We start from the raw sequence: 19,171 nt of genomic DNA, 5'->3' as shown, positions 1-19,171 counted from the left end.
AGGCAGCGCCGGCGGCCAGATGTCGGCCCGCGAACGCGGCAAGACCGGCTTTACCGCGCTCTTCATCCGCCGGCCGATCTTCGCGCTGGTGGTCAATACGCTGATCGTCGTTGCCGGCCTTGCGGCCTGGAACGGCATCGAGATCCGCGAGCTGCCGCAGGTCGACCAGCCGGTCATCTCGGTGACGACAACGCTCGATGGCGCCGCACCCGAGACCATGGACCGCGAGGTGACCTCGGTGGTCGAAGGGGCCGTGTCGCGCGTGCAGGGCATCCGCGACATTTCCTCGACCTCGTCCTTCGGCCGCAGCCGCGTGACGCTGCAGTTCTCCGACACGACCGATATCGGCCAGGCTTCCAACGACATTCGCGACGCGCTCGGCCGGGTGCGCAACCAGCTTCCCGACAATGTCGACGAGCCGAGCATCGTGAAAGCCGATGCCGACAGCCAGCCGATCATGCGGCTGGCGCTGACCTCCGATACGATGTCGATGGAAGACATGACGCTGCTCGTCGAAAACGAGATCAGCGACCGGCTCGCCGCCGTTGAAGGCGTGGCCGACGTTGCCGTCTATGGCGACCAGGAGAAGATCTTCCGCATCGACCTCGACCAGGCGAAGCTCGCCGGGCGCGGCGTGACGGTCGCAAACCTGCGCACTGCGCTTGCCAATGCCTCCTATGACGTGCCAGCCGGCAAGCTGACGAGCGCCAGCCAGGACATCTCGGTACGCGCCACCGCCGACCTGCAGACGCCGGAGCAGTTCGAAAACCTGATCCTCGTCAACAATGTGCGCCTGCGCGATGTGGCGACCGTCACGCTCGGTCCCGACACCGGCACGACGGCGCTGCGCTCCAACGGCCGCCAGGGCATCGGCCTTGGCATCGTGCGCCAGGCGCAGTCCAACACCGTCGATATCTCCGAGGGCGTGCGCAAGGTCGTCGAGACGATCCAGACGCAGATCCTGCCCGAGGGTACGCAGCTCCGCATTACCAGCGATGACGCCGTCTTCATCAACGGCGCTATCCACGAGGTGGAAATCGCGCTGATCGTTGCGGTCTTCATTGTGACGCTGGTCATCTACATGTTCCTGCTCGACTGGCGGGCGACGCTGATCCCGACGATCTCGATGCCGATCGCGCTGATCGGCACGGTGGCGGCGATCTATCTCGCGGGCTTCTCGATCAACATCCTGACGCTGCTCGCGATCGTGCTTGCGACCGGGCTTGTCGTCGACGACGCCATCGTGGTGCTCGAAAACATCGTGCGAAGGCGCGCCGAGGGGCTTGGACCACGCGCGGCGGCCGTTCACGGCACGCTCGAAGTGTTCTTCGCGGTGCTGGCGACGACCGCGACGCTTGCCGCCGTCTTTGTGCCGCTCTCGTTCCTTCCGGGCCAGACCGGCGGTCTCTTCCGCGAGTTCGGCTTCGTGCTTGCCTTCGCGATCCTCCTGTCCTCCTTCGTGTCGCTGACGCTTTGCCCGATGCTCGCCTCGCGCATGCTGACGAAGGATACGCATACGGTGCCGGGGCCGATGGCGCGGTTCGGTGCGCGGGCGGCCGGGTTCTACCGGGTGACGCTGCGCGCCTGCCTCAACTCGCCGCTGATCGTCTTCGTCGTCGCGGGCTTCTTCACCGCCATGGGGGCTGCCGGCTTCCTGACGCTGAAATCGGAGCTGACGCCGACGGAGGACCGCTCGCAGATCATGATGCGCATCAACGCGCCGCAGGGCGTTTCGCTCGAATACGCCCAGGCACAGATGCGCCGCATCGAGGACGGTTTGCAGCCGTTGGTGAAATCCGGCGAGATCGACAACATCTTCTCGATCTCCGGGCAGGGCGGTTCGGTCAACAGCGGCTTCATGGTGCTGACGCTCGCTCCCTGGGACAAGCGTGACCGCACCCAGCAGGAGATCGTCACCGACATCAACAAGGTGACCGGGCGCATTCCTTCGGTTCGCGTCTTTGCGATGCAGCCGAACAGTCTCGGCATTCGCGGCGCCGGCAGCGGCCTGCAGGTGGCGCTCGTCGGCAACGACTACAACAAGCTCGGTGATGCGGCGGCAAAGCTGGTGCGCCAGATGGAAGACACCGGCCGCTTCGAAAACGTCCGCCTCAACTACGAGGCCAACCAGGCGCAGCTTTCGATCACCATCGACCGCGAGCGCGCCTCCGACATGGGTGTCGATATCGGCGGCCTTGCCTGGGCGCTGCAGGCCATGCTCGACGGCAACAGCGTCGTCGACGTCTATGTCGACGGCGAATCCTATCCGGTGAAGCTTCTGTCCTCGACCAACCCGGTCAACGACCCGACCGATCTGCAGAACATTTTCCTCAAGGCCGGTGACGGCAAGATCGTGCCGATGTCGACGATCGCCAGCGTCGAGGAGATGGCGGTGGCGCCGCAGCTGTCGCGGGAATCGCAGCTTCGCGCCGTTTCGCTTTCGGCCGGCCTCAAGTCCGATCTGGCGCTCGGCGAGGCACTGACCATGGTCGAGCAGATGGCAGAGCCGCTTCTGCCGCCGGGCTCACGGATCATGCCGCTTGCCGAAGCCGCAACGCTCAACGAAAACGCCAACGGCCTCTTCGTCACCTTCGGCTTCGCGCTCGTCATCATCTTCCTGGTGCTGGCGGCCCAGTTCGAAAGCTTCGTCAGCGGCCTGATCATCATGTCGACGGTGCCGCTGGGGCTTGCCTGCGCGGTCTTTGCGATGATCATGACCGGCAACACGCTCAACATCTACAGCCAGATCGGCCTCGTGATGCTTGTCGGTATCATGGCGAAGAACGGCATCCTCATCGTCGAATTCGCCAACCAGCTGCGCGACCGCGGCCAGGACGTGCGCTCGGCGATTGAGAATGCCGCCAACATCCGCCTGCGCCCTGTCATGATGACGATGATCGCCACCATCGTCGGCGCGGTGCCGCTGGTGCTTGCCAGCGGCGCGGGCGCCGAGGCGCGCATCGCGCTGGGCTGGGTGCTCGTCGGCGGTCTTGGTCTTGCGGTGATCGTCACCCTCTACCTGACGCCGGTCGCCTATCTGGTGATCGCGCGCTTCACCAAGCCGCATGCGGACGAGGAGCGCAAGCTGCACGAGGAAATGGACGCGGCGGCAGCGCTGGAGGTGCGCTAGCCGGAACGGCCGTCGCGCGACGGCTTATTATTCTAGCCCGGCGGCAACGAGAAAGATCGCTGCCGCCAGCCCGCCGAGCGCGCTGCGCCCGGCGTGAAGCCTGCCCCAGAGACCGAGGAGATCTCGGCTTTCCGGGCCGGCGTCGTCCGGCCGGACTGCCTCCAGCTGGCGGTTGACCGGCATCACGAAGAGCAGCGTATAGGGCCAGTTCAGGATGATGATCGCGGCCCCCAGCCCCCACAGCACATGGCCGGTCTGTCCCCAGGCACCGGCGCCGAACAGGCCCGAGACGAGCGCGAGCGTCGCCTGCATCTCGAAGCCGCGCCGATAGGACGGCACCCACTGCACGAGTGCGGCGCGATCATCGAGATGCAACCGTGCGGGCTGTTCTGCCCAGGTGATGTAGATGGCGGCGCCGAAGAAAACCGACGCGGTGAGCAAAGCGGTTAGACCCAGCATTTGCCTCTCCTTCCTTCACGCCTCCATCATAATCCAAGGCTCACGAAACGGCAGGTGTTTTCTGCCGTTTCGCTCTCATACGTAGCAGTACCGGAGTTTGGTCGGTCTGAGGCGTGACTTTTGCCAGCAGCAAATGTGGTGCGACGCGGCTTGCCGTTTGCAAGGCCCTCTGTCTACCGGCCCGCCCTATGTGCCGTCACGCCGCACGGCCAGCGCCGTCGCGCAGAGCACGACCTCCACCTCTTCTTCGAGTTCGAGGCAGATCTGCCGGTACTCGTCAGCGAGATCCGGGCGGCCGCCGCCCAACACGAGTGCGTCCCGCATGTTGACCGCGAGTTCATAACTGCAGAACAGCTCAATCATGCAATCTGACGATGCCGACGCGATGCTGCCCCTCAAGTGCGGCAACCGCATCATCAGTCGCTTTCTGCCGATCTCTCCAAGCACGTCACACGTCCTTCCGCTCGGCATTTATACGCAAGGACTTCCCGAGCGGATCACCGCGCGGCGCGGTGTGGAGATGACATTTCGGCAAACGGGGACATATCGTGTCGGCTTTTCAGCGTTGGTGTTTTCCACGCTGTCATACAGTCTTGTGACACTCCGGTCTCACGTCAGGCGTTTTCCTGCGCTACTGTGACCGGGAAGTGCGCGAGCGTCTGGACAAAGTGATTCCGATTTGCACAGTAGCGCCTTGAAATGACTGCGCTTCCCGAACATCGAAAAGGCAGCGTGGCGAATGCAAGAGGAAGGGCGTTTTCCGTGGCATTGAAGGCGATCAGGGCTGGCGCGAGAAACGAGGCGGGGATTGCGGCGGCGAAGGCGGACCTTTCCGCCCGCTTCGGCGACCGGTTCCAGACGGGCGAGGCGATCCGCGCCCAGCATGCTCACACCACCACCTATATTCCGGCACAGCTTCCCGACGGCGTGCTGTTTGCCGAAAGCGCCGGGGACGTGCGCGCGATCGTCCAGATCGCCGCGCGACACAAGGTGCCGCTGATCCCGTTCGGCACCGGCTCCTCGCTCGAAGGGCATATCAACGCCCCCCATGGCGGCATCTCGGTCGATCTCTCGCGTATGAACAAGGTGCTCGAGGTCAATGCCGAGGACCTCGACTGCCGCGTCGAGCCGGGCATCACCCGCGAGGAGCTCAACACCTACCTGCGCGACACCGGCCTGTTCTTCCCGATTGATCCCGGCGCCAACGCCTCGATCGGCGGCATGGCCTCGACGCGGGCGTCGGGCACCAATGCGGTGCGCTACGGCACGATGAAAGACAATGTGCTGGCGCTGACGGTGGTGACCGCTGACGGGCGCGAGATCCGCACGGCGCATCGGGCGCGCAAGTCCTCTGCCGGCTACGACCTGACGCGGCTTTTCGTTGGCGCCGAAGGCACGCTCGGCATCATCACCTCGATCACGCTCAGGCTGCAGGGTATTCCGGAGGTCATTTCCGGCGGCGTCTGCCCGTTCCCGACGATCGAGGACGCCTGCAATGCGGTGATCCTCACCATCCAGTCGGGCATTCCGGTCGCGCGCATCGAACTGCTCGATGCGCTGCAGATGAAGGCCTGCAACGGCTATTCCGGCCTTTCCTATCAGGAGACGCCGACGCTCTTCGTCGAATTCCACGGCAGCCCCGAGAGTGTCGAATTACAGGCGCGCCAGTTTGGCGAGATCGCTTCGGAGTTCGGCGCCAGCGACTTCCTCTGGACCACCAATCCGGAGGAGCGGGCGCGGCTCTGGAAGGCGCGGCACAATGCCTATTGGGCGCAAAAAAGCCTGATCCCGGGCGCGGCGATCCTGTCGACCGATGTCTGCGTCCCGATCTCGCGGCTGGCGGAATGCGTGGCGGCAACGCAGGAAGATAGCGCCGCCCACGGGCTGACGGCGCCGATCGTCGGCCATGCCGGCGACGGAAACTTTCATGTCGGCTTGCTGTTTGACGACAAGGATCCGGCTGACGTTGTGCGCGCCGAGGCCTTTGTCGAGCGGCTGAACGCGCGGGCGCTCGCCATGGACGGCACCTGCACCGGCGAGCACGGCATCGGCCAGGGCAAGATGCCGTTCCTTGAGGCCGAACTCGGCGACGCGCTCGATCTGATGCGCCAGATCAAGCGCTCGCTTGATCCGGACAATATCTTCAACCCGGGCAAGATTTTCGCTTGAGGTGAGACGCGCGACGGGCCGTTTTTTGGGACAATGCGCCGGCGACAAAGTGTGATACTGCATAATTCTCAAAGTCGGAATCGACCCCTAGGGAATTATGCGGCAAATCAAGGATGCTACGGCGCCATCAGCGCCGCTGCAGCCGGGCGCCGGTTTCTGGCGCTTAAATCGATTTGCGGCGCGGATGCGCCGATGAACGGAATGGGAATATAGGCACGGTGCTTTCGCGAATTCTTCTTGCCGTCGGTGGACTTGTGGTCGTTGCGCTCTTTGCGGCGCTGATCGCCCCGTGGTTCATCGACTGGACGGGTTTCCGCAAGGAGTTCGAGCGCGAGGCAAGCCGCATCATGGGCAAGCCCGTCGTCGTACATGGCAGCGTCGATGCGCGGCTGATCCCATTCCCAACCGTGACGCTCAACGACGTGCGCGTCGGCGCCGCCGAGGACGGCGACCCGCTGATCCAGGTGGCGCAGTTCTCGATGAGCGCCGAGCTTGCGCCGTTCCTGAGCGGCGAGGCATTGATCTTCGACATGAAGCTCGATCGTCCGCGGGCCAAGGTGCGCCTGTTGCCCGACGGTACGCTCGACTGGGCGAGGGGCCGCCGGGCCTCGATCCCGGCCAAGACCGTCGTGCTTGAAAACGTCGAGATCACCAATGGCCAGGTCGAATTCGTCGACGAGCAGACCGGCCGCACCCGCCGCGTGAGCGGACTTGCCGCAGACATTTCGGCCCGCACGCTCGCCGGGCCCTGGAAGGTTGAGGGGCGCGCCGCGCTCGATGGCGAAGCCGGCAGTTTCTCCTTTACCAGCAACGAAGTGGACGAGGCGGGTACGCTCAGCCTGAAGGCGCGGGTAACGCCCGACAAGCGTCCCTTCGGCGTCGAGACCGACGGTTCGCTGCGCATCGTCGATTTCAGGCCGGTCTATAGCGGCCGCTTCACGCTGACGGAGAACCGCCCGCAGGCCGAGACGAAGGATGCGGATGGGCGGGCGCCGCTGCGCATAAACGGCAACTTCCAGCTGACCAACGAGAGCATCCGCGTCCCGGAATATCGCTTCGAAATCGGCCCGTCGGATGATCCCTATGTGGTCACCGGCGAGGCAACGCTCGATACCGGCAAGGACCAGAAGTTCCTGCTGATCGCCGACGGCCAGCAGATCGACGTCAGCCGCATCGGCCCGAGCCGCAACAACAAGACCGGCCGCGATCCGGCGATCTCGATGCGCCAGCGGCTCGAAGCCATGCTGGCGATCGCCGCCGAAATTCCCATCCCGCAGGTGCCCGGCCGCGCCAGCCTGAAGCTGCCGGCGATCGTCGTCGGCGATACGACGGTCCGCGACGTGCGGATCGACGTACAGCCCGATGGCGCCGGCTGGGTGATCGACAATGTCGTGGCGCTGCTGCCGGGGCGCACGCAGCTCGAAGCCAAGGGGCGGCTGAACCTCAAGGGACAGCGCACTTTCCGCGGCGACCTTCTGCTGGCCTCCAACCAGCCTTCCGGCCTTGCCAACTGGCTGGCGGGCTCGGTCGATCCGGCGATCCGCAAGCTGAGGACCGCCGGCTTTTCCGCCAAGGTGAACCTCACCGATACATTGCAGCAGTTCGAGAACCTCGAAGTGGCGGCCGACGAGGCGAGCCTCAAGGGGCGGCTGGAGCGACAGTCCTTCGCCGACCAGCAACCGAACCTCTCGCTGCAGCTGAAGGGTAACCGCATCGACTTCGAAGCCTTGCAGGCGCTGACCGGGCTCGTGGCGGGCGACGCTTCCACCGATACCTTGCTGCAGCATGCGATTGCCGCCGATCTTTCGGCTGACGAGTTTTCCGCCTTCGGCGAGCAAGCGCAGGACGTGCAGGCGGTGCTGACGCTGAAGAACGGCCAGCTCCAGGCCGAACGCGTGGCGATCGGCTCGCTCGCCGGCGCACAGCTCGCCTTTTCCGGCCGGGCCAGCGGCGACCTCGAAAAGCCCGTCGTCTCGGCCAAGATGAAGCTTGCCGCCAAGAACCTGACGCCGTTTCTGGAAATGATCGGCCGCCACGCGGTCAATCATCCAGCGCTCCGGCAGTTGATCAAGGCCGGTCCCTATTACAGCGACACGGCCTTCGACGTGACGCTGACGGCCGGCAACAAGGAAGGCAACGCGCCCGCGACCTTCGGCATCTTCGGGACCGCGAACGGTACCAAGATCGCCGCCAGCTACCAGGCGCCCGACATGGCGCAGGCGCTGACCGGCAAGGCCATGCTTTTGGAAGCGACGCTCGAAAATCCGGAGACGCGGCTTCTGCTCGGCCAGACGGGTTTCGATCCCTTGCCCTTCGATGCGGATGCCAACGGCATTCTCTCCGTCAAGCTGCAAAGCACCGACGGACCGACGGCGAACGGCACGGTGACCTTTACGACCGAGAAGACGTCGCTCGCCGCCAAGGGCAGCGTCGATCTTTCCCGCGATCATTTCCTCGAAGGTCAGGCGAAGGTGACGCTGCAGACCCAGGACCTGGAGCCCTATCTTCTGCTCCAGGGCGTGGCCTTGCCGCAGATGGGCAGCGGCCTGCCGCTGACCGTCTCTGCCGATATCGCGACAACGCCCGAAACAATTGCGCTGACCACTGTCGAGGGCAAGGCCGACCACAACGGCTTTACCGGCAATCTGACGATCGACCGCAAGGCACCGGGGGCGGCCAGCGGACAGCTGACGCTCGACACGCTCGATCTCGCCTGGCTCGGCGAGGGCGTCCTCGGACCGATCGAGGATACGAACGGGGCCTTCTCGAAGGGGGCTCTGGCGCAGCCTGCCTGGACCGGGCTCAACGTGGCGCTGGACGTGCAGGCGCAGAAATTCTGGCCGGGCGTCTATGGCGCGGTCACGAGCTTTGCCGGCAAGATGGAATGGAAGGGCGACGAGGTCGCGCTGACCGATGCGGCCGGCGACTGGCTGGGCGGCAAGCTCGCCGGGCGGGTGCAGATCGGCAATGCCAACGGCTCGGGCTTCCTGCGCTCGCGCCTGGACGTCAAGGGCGGCGACCTGGCCCAGGCGGGCTGGGCCCATGCGGGCACGCCGGTCGCGACCGGGACTTTCGATCTTTCGGTAGCACTTGAGGCATCGGGTGCGACGCCCGAGGCGATGGCGCATTCGGCAAGCGGTTCGGGTACCACAACCTTCAACGGCATGACGCTCGCCGGCATCAACAGCGCAGCTCTGCCGCAGCTGATCGCGGCAGCCGATGCGCTGAAGACGCAGATCTCGGCGGACGCGATCAGAAGTGCGGCGGAGGCGACAATCTTCTCGGGTCAATCGCTGGTCGGCGTCGTCAAGGCACCCTTCAGCATCGCCGGCGGGGTGCTCCGGGCGCAGAACGTGACGGCTGGCGACGGCAATGCCGCGATGACCGGCGAGGCTTCGCTGGACCTTGCGGCGGGCCGGATCGACGCCGGCATCGATCTGACCTTCCGGCCGGGTGACGAGGCGCTTGCCGGTGCCGAGCCGCGTGTGCGCATCGGCTATGCCGGCCTGCTGGAAGCACCGGGCGTCGATCTCAACGTTGCCGATCTCGCGAACTTCCTGTCGCTTCGCGCCTTCGAGCGCGAGCGCCGGCGGGTCGAGATCCTGCAGGCGAACGTGCTGGAGAAGCAGCGTCTGCGCCGCGAACTTGCGCTTTACAAGGCGCGGGCGGAGGCAAGAGAACTGGAGCGCAAACGCGCCGTTGCCGAGGAACGCCGGCGCGCAGCCGGCGCTGCCGAGGCCGCCCGCCTCAAGGCGGAAGCAGATGCGCGAGCAGAGGCCGAACGCAAGGCCGAAGCGGAACGACAGGCGGAAGCCGCGCGTCGGGCGGCAGAGGCAGCGCGCAGCGCCGGACAGGGCCAGCCGATCCCGCAGACGGGACCGACCCCCCAGACCGTACCGGACGGTGCCACCGGCACCCCTCCCGGACAGAGGCTCAACTTCGACGTCCTGCCCGACGTTACCGTACAGTAGCCGGTGACTATGCCGGAGCACGACGCTCCCTGGCTTTCTGGGCCGGAGATGTGCTTCGCATCCGGCCATGATCCCATCCTTGGCTTGTGCGCCCTGAAGCGCGTCGCGATCTTTCAGCTTCGCTCTCTGCGCTTTTGATTTTTCGCATGTCGTTATCCCAAGACCGCTGCGCGCTTTTGCGCGACATGCTCTGGCTTCAGATTTTGAACATGCCTTTATCGGGTGGGCATTCTCTTGGTTTCCGGCGCATCGTGGCGCGCGAACGGGATCGGCAGAGTTTTAACGAATTCTGAAGCACATCCTCCACTATTGATCACTAAATTAGCAATTTGCGTTGGATGGGGCAGGGGGTGCGGCTTGCGGGCCGCGTCTTTAATCGGCGCATGGGAAGGACGACGTCGATCGCTCCGGATTGACCCGAGCGGCGCGTCGCCGTCTGCTGAGGGGGCAACGATCAGAGATGCGCTACAATTTGAGGAAGAGAGCCGCCCGTATCTTTGCGGACGAACGCGGCAACTTTACCGTTCTGACCGCGCTGATAGCGGTGCCGTTGTTGAGTGCCGCGTCGATCGCCATCAACCTGGCGCGGATCAATCTCGAGGCCGCGAAGATGCAGACGGCGCTCGATGCCGCTGCCTTCTCGGCGGTCAAATCCTACGGCGAGGGCGAGACCGAGGCCAGTGCCAGGGATCTCGCCAACAACGTCTTCTTTGCGAATTTCGGCCAGCCGGAGATCGTCGATCAGCTCGGCCCGGAGAGCGGTGTGGCGGTGGCGGCCACGCCGGTGCAGATCGCCTTCGGCGCCGCCGGCGTCGAGACCACGGCGACCGCGGCCTACGCGTTGAAATACAATCCGCTCTTCTTCGGGCTGCAGCCCTATACGATCGACCGGGAAAGTGTTGCCGCGCGCATGCCCGGGAGAGAGGCCTGCATTCTGGCGCTGCACCCGACGGCGAGCCGGGCCTTCGAGGTCAGCGGCGGGGCGAGCGTCGACACATCCGGCTGTACGATCACGTCGAACTCGACCGACGCGCAGTCGATCTACCTCAGCGGCTCGGCCACGCTCAAGGCCGAGTGTCTCTACGCCGCCGGCAAGGTGTCCGCGACGCTCGCCAACTTGCAGCTTGCCTGTGGCAAGGCGGTAGAGGAGGTGACGCCAATTGCCGACCCCTTCCGGTCGAAGAAAATGCCGACCACGGCAGGCTGGGTGAGCCTTGCTGGCTGCGGGCAGAATTTCGTCGGCGGCGGTGGCGGCAACGGCGACTGCAACGGCACCGGCAAGACGCCGAACAACGCGCCCGACACCTACCGCGTCGAGCTGAAGCCTGGCACCTATGGCGATCTCGAAATCAAGGGCAAGGTTCTTCTGAGACCCGGCAACTACATCATCGACGGCGGTAGCCTGAAGTTCACCAGCCAGTCGGTGGTGAGCGCCGAAGGGGTAACCTTCTTCCTCCTGAACGGCGCCCAGCTCGACATTCACGGCGGGGCGACCTTCCAGGTCAGCGCGCCGACGACCGGCGACTGGGCCGGCTTCTCGATCGTCGCCGGGCGCAACAACACGGCCAGCGCCACCATCAACGGCAACAGCGCCTCGTCGCTCGCCGGCATCATCTACATGCCGGCGTCGCGCGAGATCCAGTATGCCGGCAACGGATCGACCGGCGGTGAATGCGTGCGCATCGTCGCCCAGGAAATCACCATGATCGGCAACAGCAGCTTCAAGCTGGATTGCAAGGCGGTGCTGGCCAACACCACGATCAACAACCCCGGCGCGATCCGGCTGGTGCGATAACGACGGACGCGTCTTGCCACCGGCCGTTGGGCCGGCGGCGGATCGCTTGCCGGTGTCCAGGCGCGCCTTGCCTTCAGAAGCGGATGGACAGTCCGAGGATTGGACCTTGCTGGACCACGTCGAAGATGAAGCCGTCATTGTCGTAGTTGACGCCCAGCGCACGATAACCGGCGATCGCCGAGATCGTGTCGTTGAAACGGTAGCCGAGGCCAAGGCCGACGTCCCAGTCGATGTCGGCGCCGCCGGCGCCGACCAGGCCCCAGCCGGTCAGGTAGATCTCCGGGGTGAAGAAGTAGTTGCCGCGCACGCCCACCATGCCGTCGACCCAAGTCTTGCGGTCATCGCGGCTGATACCGTCGAGCGGGCCGCCCTGAAAGGATATGGTGGTGTTGACCGACCAGATCCTGGCGCCGCCGACCACGTCGAGATGCGAGTTCTGATCCTCAAAGACGGTGTAACCGACGCCGATGAGGCCGGCGAAGGTCTCCGATTCCACATCGACCGTATCGGTGAAGACGCCGCGCGCTTTGCCGTCGCCGGAGAGCTTCGTATAGATCAAGTCACCAAAGACGCTGAAGCGGTCCTTGCGCGCTTCGACGGTGGCCATGGCGGCGAAGTCGAGATTGCTCCAGATGTCGCTGAAGCTGGAGTCGATGTGAACGGTCGGGAGCCCGAATTGCGCCGTGTCGCCCGAGAGGCCCGCCATCCAGAAATAAGGCGCGAAGGTGAATTGCCAGCCGCTCTCGGTTTCTTCCACGGGGGCCGCGGGCGCCATCAGCGGCGTGATGTCGGCCGCGTGGGTCGGCAGGGCGAAGAAAAGGCCAAGGCAGGCCGTTAGGCCCAGTCGTGTAGGGATACTCATGAAACGCCTCCCGCTTGAGACAATCCCTGAAACGAGAGACGGGCCCGTCTGGAATTGCGCACTACAGACTCTCGAACACAAGGGCAGCGGAAAGTCGCCGCCTCCCGATGTGGGTATTGTTATATAAGTTTATTCGAATACAACTGTTTTGGCCGGAAACGGCGAAGCGGGGCATGTCAAATGCCGCGCGCTGTTGCATCGGCCACACAGTTGTCTTGGATCCGCCAATGCCTGTCGCCCGACACTGTACAGCGCTCGTGCGGCAACGGCGCGTGAGAACAAGGGCTCAATGTCTCGCGACTAGCCCTTTGACGTGACAGGCCTTGGGCGAATTCTGGCCGCGAATTCTGGCCGTGCTGGCCATCGACGGCGGGAGCTCAGGTCTCGTCGGGCAAGTGCGTCGAGCGTTGCGATTTCAGCCATTCGAGCACATGGACGCGCAGTGCCGAGGAGAGGTTGCTGTCGGGCGTGCGCTGGTCGTCGATTTCGGCGATCAGCTGGGCAAGCGGCACCGCCCGCGTTTCGGCGATCGTCTTCAGCTCCTGCCAGAAGGCGTCTTCGAGCGAGAAGCTGGTGCGGTGGCCGTGGAGCGTTGCGGAATGCTTACGGATCATCGCCCGGCCTTAGAGACTGATTCAAGGAATTGGCATTTCGAGTCCGGAAGCTGCCGCAAGTCCTTGCTCCGGAATCGCTTTTGCGGGCTCAGTCCTTGTCGACGTCGCCTTCGGCAGGGCGCTCGATGCGGCCCTGGTCAAGGCGGGTCTCCGCCTTGTCGTTCAGCGCTTTCGTCAGGGATTTCTCGGCCTTGGTGCGGCCGAAGGAGATGCGGTTCTGCTCGGCCTGCTTGTCCTTTTCCGTGCGCTCGCGACGCTTGCGGAACTGGCGCAGATTGACGACGTCTCCGGTCATGAGCCGCGGCTCCTCGGATCAGTTCTTCTTGCGGAAGGAATCGAGCGAGACGACGGAGCCGCCGCCATTCTTCGGCTCGGTGGGCTTGTCGTCCTTGGCCGAGGTCTCGGCATTGTCTTCCGGAACGGGATAGGCGGTGATCTCCGCCGATTCCTGTTCTTCTTCCTCGCCGGCCGCCACGTCGAACTCCAGTTCGAAATTGACCGACGGGTCGTAGAAGCCACGGATGGCGTTGAACGGGATCACCAGCCGTTCGGGCGTGTCGGAGAAGGAGAGGCCGATTTCGAAGCCGATTTCGGTGACTTTCAGCTCCCAGAACTGGTGCTGGACCACGATGGTCATCTGTTCGGGATACTTGGCTTTCAGGTGCTGCGAGATGCGCACGCCCGGCGCGCCGGTCAGAAAGGTGATGAAGAAGTGATGCTCTCCCGGCAAGTGACCGGTGGTGGCAACCTCCGTCAGGACCTTTCGGATGACGCTGCGCAGTGCGTCCTGTGCCAGAATGTCGTAGCGGATGTGGTCCTGGCCCATGAGCGTCCCGTCTTTCCTCGAACTCAATCTACTGTCTGCTGTCGGCTTGGAGGTCAAGCCGTCGGCTTTTCATTGCCCGTCTGAAGCAGACGAGTCAATTATTCAAGCATCTATAGACCATTTCGAAGCGGGGGAGAAGGTGAAGGCTTCTGTTGCCAGGTGCCTTCGGACCCCGCCTTACGGTGCTACCCGGAAGGACTTGATTTGAAGTGTCGCACCGCGATTAAGCAGCGAGACGTGCTTCAGCATAGTTGTCGTTTGCAACTATAAGTTTAGCCCGATAACGGTGGTACAATGCCGAGCAAAAAGTCGATCTTTACGCCCTTGTCGATCCTATTTCGCCCCCATCAAAAGCCGATCGATTCTGATCGGTTTTTGGTGGAGGCGCCGGGTACCGCCCCCGGGTCCAATGGGTTTATTTCATCGCCCGTTTATTGCCATAGCCGCCCGAAGACGGCAGAGTTCATATAGGTCTTTCCGGGCCCCAAGAAAAGGGGGATGTGTCGGATATATGACTTTCTCCCGGACTGCCCGGTGCCGAACCGCCTTGACTTGACCGGCATCCATGAAAAACTCCCGCTGCTGCCATGCGGCCGGCAATCTCCGGCCGCAGTTTCGAAAAGCAAAGCAAGCTGGAGGCCTCATGACGGACTACCTCGCAGATGTGCAGAAATACGACAGCGGCGCCGACGAAGCGATCGTGAACAAGATCGTGCGTCACCTTGGCATTGCGCTTCGCAACCGGGATTCCTCGCTCGTTTCGGCGTCGGATCCGAAGGAGCTCGAGCGGGTCAAGGAGAAATGGTGCGAGAAGAAGCTCGGCATCAGCGGCGCCGATGCGGACGGCGCGATCGACGCCACCGTCAAGGCGATGTCGGCGGACCGGTCGAAATCGCGCGTCACCTTCTATTATCTGGTGGCCAAGAACCTCGGCAAGCTACAGACCTTGTAGCTCCCCGCCGAATTATCCGGGATAATCGTCCCGTGGTCATTGGTTCGCCGCCGGCTTCGTCCTAAATTTAGCGAAAGTACGAATCGGCGGCGCCAGACCATGCAGCAATATCTCGACCTTCTCGACCATGTGATGACCAACGGATCCGACCGCGGCGACCGGACGGGAACGGGCACGCGCTCAGTCTTCGGCCACCAGATGCGGTTCGACCTCTCCGAGGGCTTCCCGGTGCTGACGACCAAGAAGCTGCACCTGCGCTCCATCATCCATGAACTGCTGTGGTTTTTGAAGGGCGACACCAATATCCGCTATCTCAAGGAAAACGGCGTCACCATCTGGGACGAATGGGCAGACGAGAACGGCGACCTCGGCCCGGTCTATGGCTACCAGTGGCGCTCCTGGCCGGCGCCGGACGGGCGCCATATCGACCAGATTGCCGGCCTCGTCGAAAGCCTGAAGACCAACCCGAATTCCCGCCGCCATATCGTCTCGGCCTGGAACCCGGCGCTCGTCGACGAGATGGCGCTGCCGCCCTGCCATTGCCTTTTCCAGTTCTACGTCTCCGACGGCAAGCTCTCCTGCCAGCTCTACCAGCGCTCGGCCGACATCTTCCTCGGCGTGCCCTTCAACATCGCTTCCTATGCGCTCTTGACGATGATGGTGGCGCAGGTGACGGGCCTGAAGCCGGGTGATTTCGTGCACACGCTTGGCGACGCGCACATCTACCACAACCATTTCGAACAGGCCCGGCTGCAGCTCACCCGCACGCCGAAGGCGCTGCCGCGGATGGAAATCAATCCAGACGTGAAAGATCTCTTTTCCTTCCGTTTCGAAGACTTTACGCTCGTCGGCTACGAAGCCAATTCATCCATCAAGGCGCCGATCGCCGTCTGACATATCCTGATGCTGCGGGTGGCCGGTCCGCATTCTGAATTCTTCTCGATGCCGATGCCGCGCCACCCTTCGGGCAGGGCAGGAGCTTCCGTCGCTCGCACGCGCAGGGGCCGGCAATCCAAGGTGAGGGGCGGCCGGGGAGGGCTGTCGTCCAAGGGAGGTATCGATGCTCACACTCGTTCATGCGCCGCTGTCGCGATCCTCGCGCATCGTCTGGCTGCTTGAGGAGCTGGGCGCGGAATACGAGATCCGCTACGTCTCGATCCGCCGCTGGGACGGCTCGGGCGAGCCCGACGACAACAACCCGCATCCGCACAAGCAGGTGCCGGCGCTCATCCATAATGGCGCGGTGATCTGGGAGTCGGCTGCCGTCGTGCAGTATCTCACCGACCTTTATCCCGATTGCAGCCTCGGCCGGCCGCCCGGCCACAAGGAGCGTGGCGCCTATCTCTCCTGGCTTGCCTATTACGCGGGGGTGATCGAGCCGACGGCGCTTGCCCACATTTCCGGCGCGACCATCAACAACCCGGCGCAGGCGCGGCTCTACAGCGAAATGTGCGCCCATGTGATCGACGTGCTCACCCGACGGACCTATCTGCTCGGCGAAACGATGAGTGCCGCCGATCTGCTTTTGGCAAGCGCGCTGCAGTGGATGCGCAAGATCCTGCCGGAAAGCACGGTCGTCGATCGCTACATCCGCGTGGTAACGGACCGGGCAGCCTATGACCGCGCCAGAGAAATCGACAGCAAACCGAACGGGTTCCATGACTGAAACGAAGACCACCCACCCGAAGATATCGATCGTCGTCGCCGTTGCCGCAAACGGCGTCATCGGCCGTGACGGCGATCTGCCCTGGCGGCTTTCGACCGATCTCAAGCGCTTCAAGGCGCTGACGATCGGCAAGCCCGTGATCATGGGGCGCAAGACCTGGGCGTCGCTCGGGCGTCCGCTTCCCGGCCGCGCCAACATCGTCATCACCCGCAACGCGGATTTTGTGGCGGAAGGGGCAAGCGTCGTCCCGTCGCTCGATGCGGCCATAGCGCTTGCCGGCCGAGAGGCGGAGGCCGCGGGCGTGGACGAGATCTGCGTGATCGGTGGCGGCGAGATCTACCGCCAGTCGATCGTGCGTGCCGATATCTTGCATGTGACCGAGGTGCAGGCGACCGTGGATGGCGACACGCGCTTCCCCGACATCGATCCCGGCATTTTCGAGAAGGTCTTCGAAGAGGACCTGCCGCAGGGTGAAAAGGACAGCCACGCCATGCATTTCGTCACCTTTAAGCGGCGTGCGACAGCCTGACGCGGCGGATCGTCAACTATTTTGAACCATTTACGGTGAACTCGGGTCTATCGCGTTGAAAGCGGTGCGGGTGATACCTATAACGGTTTCACATCATGAACGACCGTGCGGTGGCGCGGCCGTTCAGCGTGGGAAGTATTCAAAAGAGAGGTTTTGATGCCCTGGAGCAATCAGAATGGCGGCGGCGGTGGCCCATGGGGCGGCGGCGGTGGCGGCGGCAATCAGGGGGGTCCCTGGGGCCAGGGGCCAAACCGGCCGCGTGGCGGCAAGGGCGGCCCTCCGGATCTGGAAGAGATCATTCGCCGTGGCCAGGACCAGCTCAAGAACGTCGTTCCCGGCGGCTTCAATGGTGGCGTCTTCGCCATTATCGGCCTGCTGATCGTCGGTTTTGTCCTGATCAATTCGATCTACACGGTGCAGCCGGACGAGCGCGGCGTCGAGATGCGCTTCGGCAAGCCGAAGGACGAGATCTCGATGCCTGGCCTGCACTATCATTTCTGGCCATTCGAGACCGTCGAATTCGTCAAGATCACCGAGCAGCAGCAGAACATCGGCGGGCGCTCGAGCGGCCAGTCGAATTCCGGCCTGATGCTCACCGGCGACCAGAACATCGTCAACGTCCAGTTCTCGGTTCTTTACTCGGTCACCGATCCGAAGGCTTACCTCTTCAACGTCGAGAACCCGTCCGACACGCTGCAGCAGGTGGCCGAAAGCGCGATGCGCGAAGTCGTCGGTCGCCGTCCGGCGCAGGACATCTTCCGTGACAACCGTCAGGCGATCGCCGCGGACGTGAAGAGCACGATTCAGGCAACGATGGACACCTACGGCACCGGCGTTTCCGTCAACACGGTCGCCATCGAGGACGCCGCACCGCCGCGCGAAGTGGCCGATGCGTTCGACGAAGTGCAGCGCGCCGAACAGGACGAGGACCGCTTCGTCGAAGAAGCCAACCAGTATGCCAACCAGGTGCTCGGTAAGGCACGCGGTCAGGGTGCGCAGATCCGCGAAGAGGCGGCCGCCTACAAGGACCGTGTCGTCAAGGAAGCACAGGGTGAGGCGCAGCGCTTCATCTCCGTCTATGACGAGTACTCCAAGGCGCCTGACGTTACCCGCAAGCGTCTCTATCTCGAAACCATGCAGGGCGTTCTCGGCAAGTCGAAGAAGGTCATCATCGACGAGAAGAACGGGCAGGGCGTACTGCCATATCTGCCGCTGAATGAAATCGGTCGTCCGACGACGTCGGGCGCCGCAGCAGTTTCGGGAGCAGGCCAGTGATCAACAATCGTACCTCCGTTATCCTGATCCTGCTCGCCGTCGTCTTCGTCGGCATCTATTCCTCGGTCTTCGTCGTCAACGAGCGCCAGCAGGCGATCGTCGTTCGCTTCGGTCAGATCAAGGACGTCAAGAGCCAGCCGGGCCTCTACTTCAAGCTGCCCTTCGCCTTCATGGATGCCGACCGCGTCCAGTACGTCGAAGACCAGGCACTGCGCTTCGACCTCGACAACATCCGTGTCCAGGTCTCGGGCGGCAAGTTCTATGAAGTTGATGCCTTCGTCGTCTACAAGATCTCCGATCCCCGCCGCTTCCGCGAGACGGTCTCGGGCGATCGCGACTCGGCGGAATCGCGTCTCAGGACCCGTCTCGACGCGTCGCTGCGCCGTGTCTACGGTCTGCGTGGCTTCGAGGCTGCCCTTTCGGACGAGCGTGCGTCGATGATGCGCGAAGTGCGCGCCGACCTCAAAACCGACGCGGAGTCGCTCGGCCTCAACATCGAGGACGTCCGTATCCGTCGCACCGACCTGACGCAGGAGGTCTCGCAACAGACCTACGACCGCATGAAGGCCGAGCGTCTGGCGGAAGCGGAACTGATCCGCGCCCGCGGTAACGAAGAAGGCCAGCGCCGCCGCGCGATTGCCGACCGTCAGGTCGTCGAAATCGTGGCCGAGGCCCAGCGCGATTCGGAAATCCTGCGCGGTGAAGGCGAAGCCGAACGCACAAGGACCTTTGCCGACGCCTTTGCGCGCGATCCGAAGTTCTTCGAGTTCTATCGCTCCATGACCGCTTACACGCAGTCGATCGGTAGCCCGGACACGACGCTGGTGCTTTCGCCGCATTCGGAATTCTTCCGTTACTTCAATAACTCGGAAGGCACTCCGCCGGCCGCGGCACCTCAAGCAGCGACCGGAAACTAGGCGGGC

Annotated in this window: 16 protein-coding genes and 1 other RNA gene; 10 read left to right on the top strand and 7 right to left on the bottom strand. The window is 63.7% G+C overall.

All coding sequences use genetic code 11. The features are described 5' to 3' along the window. The first annotated feature begins 19 nt into the window (after positions 1 to 19). Positions 20 to 3,130: an efflux RND transporter permease subunit gene (locus IB263_RS10080; protein WP_060516170.1), complete on the top strand. Its 3,111-nt coding sequence runs from the start codon at positions 20 to 22 to the stop codon at positions 3,128 to 3,130. 27 nt (positions 3,131 to 3,157) lie between these two features. Here IB263_RS10080 and IB263_RS10075 read toward each other — a convergent pair whose 3' ends face one another. Both IB263_RS10075 and IB263_RS10070 read right to left on the bottom strand, forming a co-directional pair. Beyond that, the gene (locus IB263_RS10075; protein WP_034792578.1) at positions 3,158 to 3,589 is read right to left on the bottom strand and encodes a DUF1772 domain-containing protein; all 432 of its coding nucleotides are present in this window, start codon (positions 3,587 to 3,589) and stop codon (positions 3,158 to 3,160) included. 186 nt (positions 3,590 to 3,775) lie between these two features. Further along, positions 3,776 to 4,036 (bottom strand): hypothetical protein, encoded by a 261-nt coding sequence (locus IB263_RS10070; RefSeq protein WP_060515956.1) that lies wholly within the window; start codon positions 4,034 to 4,036, stop codon positions 3,776 to 3,778. A gap of 315 nt (positions 4,037 to 4,351) precedes the next feature. Here IB263_RS10070 and IB263_RS10065 point away from each other — a divergent pair, with 315 nt between their 5' ends. The 3 genes from IB263_RS10065 to IB263_RS10055 all read left to right on the top strand — a co-directional run bounded on the left by IB263_RS10065 (position 4,352) and on the right by IB263_RS10055 (position 11,524). Beyond that, positions 4,352 to 5,758 carry an FAD-linked oxidase C-terminal domain-containing protein gene (locus tag IB263_RS10065; RefSeq protein ID WP_192370989.1) on the top strand — a complete coding sequence of 469 codons (1,407 nt, stop codon included), beginning with the start codon at positions 4,352 to 4,354 and terminating at the stop codon, positions 5,756 to 5,758. A gap of 254 nt (positions 5,759 to 6,012) precedes the next feature. Then, entirely contained in the window at positions 6,013 to 9,729 is a 3,717-nt protein-coding gene (locus IB263_RS10060; protein ID WP_371813590.1) for an AsmA-like C-terminal region-containing protein, read from the top strand. Between the two features lie 460 nt (positions 9,730 to 10,189). Next, on the top strand, positions 10,190 to 11,524 hold the full coding sequence (locus IB263_RS10055) for a TadE/TadG family type IV pilus assembly protein (RefSeq protein WP_060515958.1): 1,335 nt from the start codon (positions 10,190 to 10,192) through the stop codon (positions 11,522 to 11,524). A gap of 73 nt (positions 11,525 to 11,597) precedes the next feature. On the opposite strand, the gene IB263_RS10050 is transcribed toward IB263_RS10055, so the two are convergent. The 5 genes from IB263_RS10050 to ssrA all read right to left on the bottom strand — a co-directional run bounded on the left by IB263_RS10050 (position 11,598) and on the right by ssrA (position 14,323). Then, positions 11,598 to 12,386 (bottom strand): hypothetical protein, encoded by a 789-nt coding sequence (locus IB263_RS10050; RefSeq protein WP_192438443.1) that lies wholly within the window; start codon positions 12,384 to 12,386, stop codon positions 11,598 to 11,600. 377 nt (positions 12,387 to 12,763) lie between these two features. Further along, positions 12,764 to 13,000, bottom strand: a complete 237-nt coding sequence (locus tag IB263_RS10045; protein WP_192438442.1) for a ribbon-helix-helix domain-containing protein — start codon at positions 12,998 to 13,000, stop codon at positions 12,764 to 12,766. An 88-nt stretch (positions 13,001 to 13,088) separates the two neighbouring features. Next, positions 13,089 to 13,295: a DUF4169 family protein gene (locus tag IB263_RS10040; protein ID WP_034792596.1), complete on the bottom strand. Its 207-nt coding sequence runs from the start codon at positions 13,293 to 13,295 to the stop codon at positions 13,089 to 13,091. 18 nt (positions 13,296 to 13,313) lie between these two features. Continuing rightward, positions 13,314 to 13,826, bottom strand: coding sequence for an SspB family protein (locus IB263_RS10035; RefSeq protein WP_090294299.1), 513 nt, complete (start codon positions 13,824 to 13,826; stop codon positions 13,314 to 13,316). Positions 13,827 to 13,964: 138 nt separating this feature from the next. After that, positions 13,965 to 14,323, bottom strand: a transfer-messenger RNA (tmRNA) gene (gene ssrA, locus IB263_RS10030). A 146-nt stretch (positions 14,324 to 14,469) separates the two neighbouring features. On the opposite strand from ssrA, the gene IB263_RS10025 reads away from it, so the two are divergent. From IB263_RS10025 to hflC, 6 genes are all read left to right on the top strand, one after another. Beyond that, the gene (locus tag IB263_RS10025; protein ID WP_060515959.1) at positions 14,470 to 14,778 is read left to right on the top strand and encodes a DUF2853 family protein; all 309 of its coding nucleotides are present in this window, start codon (positions 14,470 to 14,472) and stop codon (positions 14,776 to 14,778) included. A 99-nt stretch (positions 14,779 to 14,877) separates the two neighbouring features. Then, a complete protein-coding gene (locus IB263_RS10020; RefSeq protein WP_192438441.1) occupies positions 14,878 to 15,672 on the top strand; it encodes a thymidylate synthase in 795 nt (264 codons plus the stop codon). Positions 15,673 to 15,838: 166 nt separating this feature from the next. Next, positions 15,839 to 16,444, top strand: coding sequence for a glutathione S-transferase (locus tag IB263_RS10015; protein ID WP_060515961.1), 606 nt, complete (start codon positions 15,839 to 15,841; stop codon positions 16,442 to 16,444). Beyond that, positions 16,437 to 16,973: a dihydrofolate reductase gene (locus IB263_RS10010; protein WP_192438440.1), complete on the top strand. Its 537-nt coding sequence runs from the start codon at positions 16,437 to 16,439 to the stop codon at positions 16,971 to 16,973. The genes IB263_RS10015 and IB263_RS10010 overlap by 8 nt, the downstream gene beginning before the upstream one ends. Before the next feature lie 156 nt (positions 16,974 to 17,129). Continuing rightward, positions 17,130 to 18,248, top strand: a complete 1,119-nt coding sequence (hflK, locus tag IB263_RS10005; RefSeq protein ID WP_034792611.1) for an FtsH protease activity modulator HflK — start codon at positions 17,130 to 17,132, stop codon at positions 18,246 to 18,248. Then, positions 18,245 to 19,165: a protease modulator HflC gene (gene hflC, locus IB263_RS10000; protein ID WP_060515963.1), complete on the top strand. Its 921-nt coding sequence runs from the start codon at positions 18,245 to 18,247 to the stop codon at positions 19,163 to 19,165. The genes hflK and hflC overlap by 4 nt, the downstream gene beginning before the upstream one ends. Positions 19,166 to 19,171 lie beyond the last annotated feature (6 nt).

The sequence above is a fragment of the Ensifer sp. ENS03 genome (assembly GCF_014852035.1).
In the GTDB taxonomy this organism is placed as follows: domain Bacteria; phylum Pseudomonadota; class Alphaproteobacteria; order Rhizobiales; family Rhizobiaceae; genus Ensifer; species Ensifer adhaerens.
The sequence above is the reverse complement of the archived record's forward strand: the minus strand, read 5'-3'. Positions and strand labels throughout refer to the sequence as shown.

Bases quoted from the DNA above. Each gene is read 5' to 3' on its own strand.
- IB263_RS10035 (WP_090294299.1), bottom strand. From the start codon at position 13,826: ATGGGCCAGGACCACATCCGCTACGACATTCTGGCACAGGACGCACTG.
- hflK (WP_034792611.1), top strand. From the start codon at position 17,130: ATGCCCTGGAGCAATCAGAATGGCGGCGGCGGTGGCCCATGGGGCGGC.
- IB263_RS10040 (WP_034792596.1), bottom strand. From the start codon at position 13,295: ATGACCGGAGACGTCGTCAATCTGCGCCAGTTCCGCAAGCGTCGCGAG.
- IB263_RS10050 (WP_192438443.1), bottom strand. From the start codon at position 12,386: ATGAGTATCCCTACACGACTGGGCCTAACGGCCTGCCTTGGCCTTTTC.
- IB263_RS10015 (WP_060515961.1), top strand. From the start codon at position 15,839: ATGCTCACACTCGTTCATGCGCCGCTGTCGCGATCCTCGCGCATCGTC.
- IB263_RS10055 (WP_060515958.1), top strand. From the start codon at position 10,190: ATGCGCTACAATTTGAGGAAGAGAGCCGCCCGTATCTTTGCGGACGAA.
- IB263_RS10045 (WP_192438442.1), bottom strand. From the start codon at position 13,000: ATGATCCGTAAGCATTCCGCAACGCTCCACGGCCACCGCACCAGCTTC.
- IB263_RS10025 (WP_060515959.1), top strand. From the start codon at position 14,470: ATGACGGACTACCTCGCAGATGTGCAGAAATACGACAGCGGCGCCGAC.
- IB263_RS10080 (WP_060516170.1), top strand. From the start codon at position 20: ATGTCGGCCCGCGAACGCGGCAAGACCGGCTTTACCGCGCTCTTCATC.
- IB263_RS10020 (WP_192438441.1), top strand. From the start codon at position 14,878: ATGCAGCAATATCTCGACCTTCTCGACCATGTGATGACCAACGGATCC.
- IB263_RS10075 (WP_034792578.1), bottom strand. From the start codon at position 3,589: ATGCTGGGTCTAACCGCTTTGCTCACCGCGTCGGTTTTCTTCGGCGCC.
- IB263_RS10010 (WP_192438440.1), top strand. From the start codon at position 16,437: ATGACTGAAACGAAGACCACCCACCCGAAGATATCGATCGTCGTCGCC.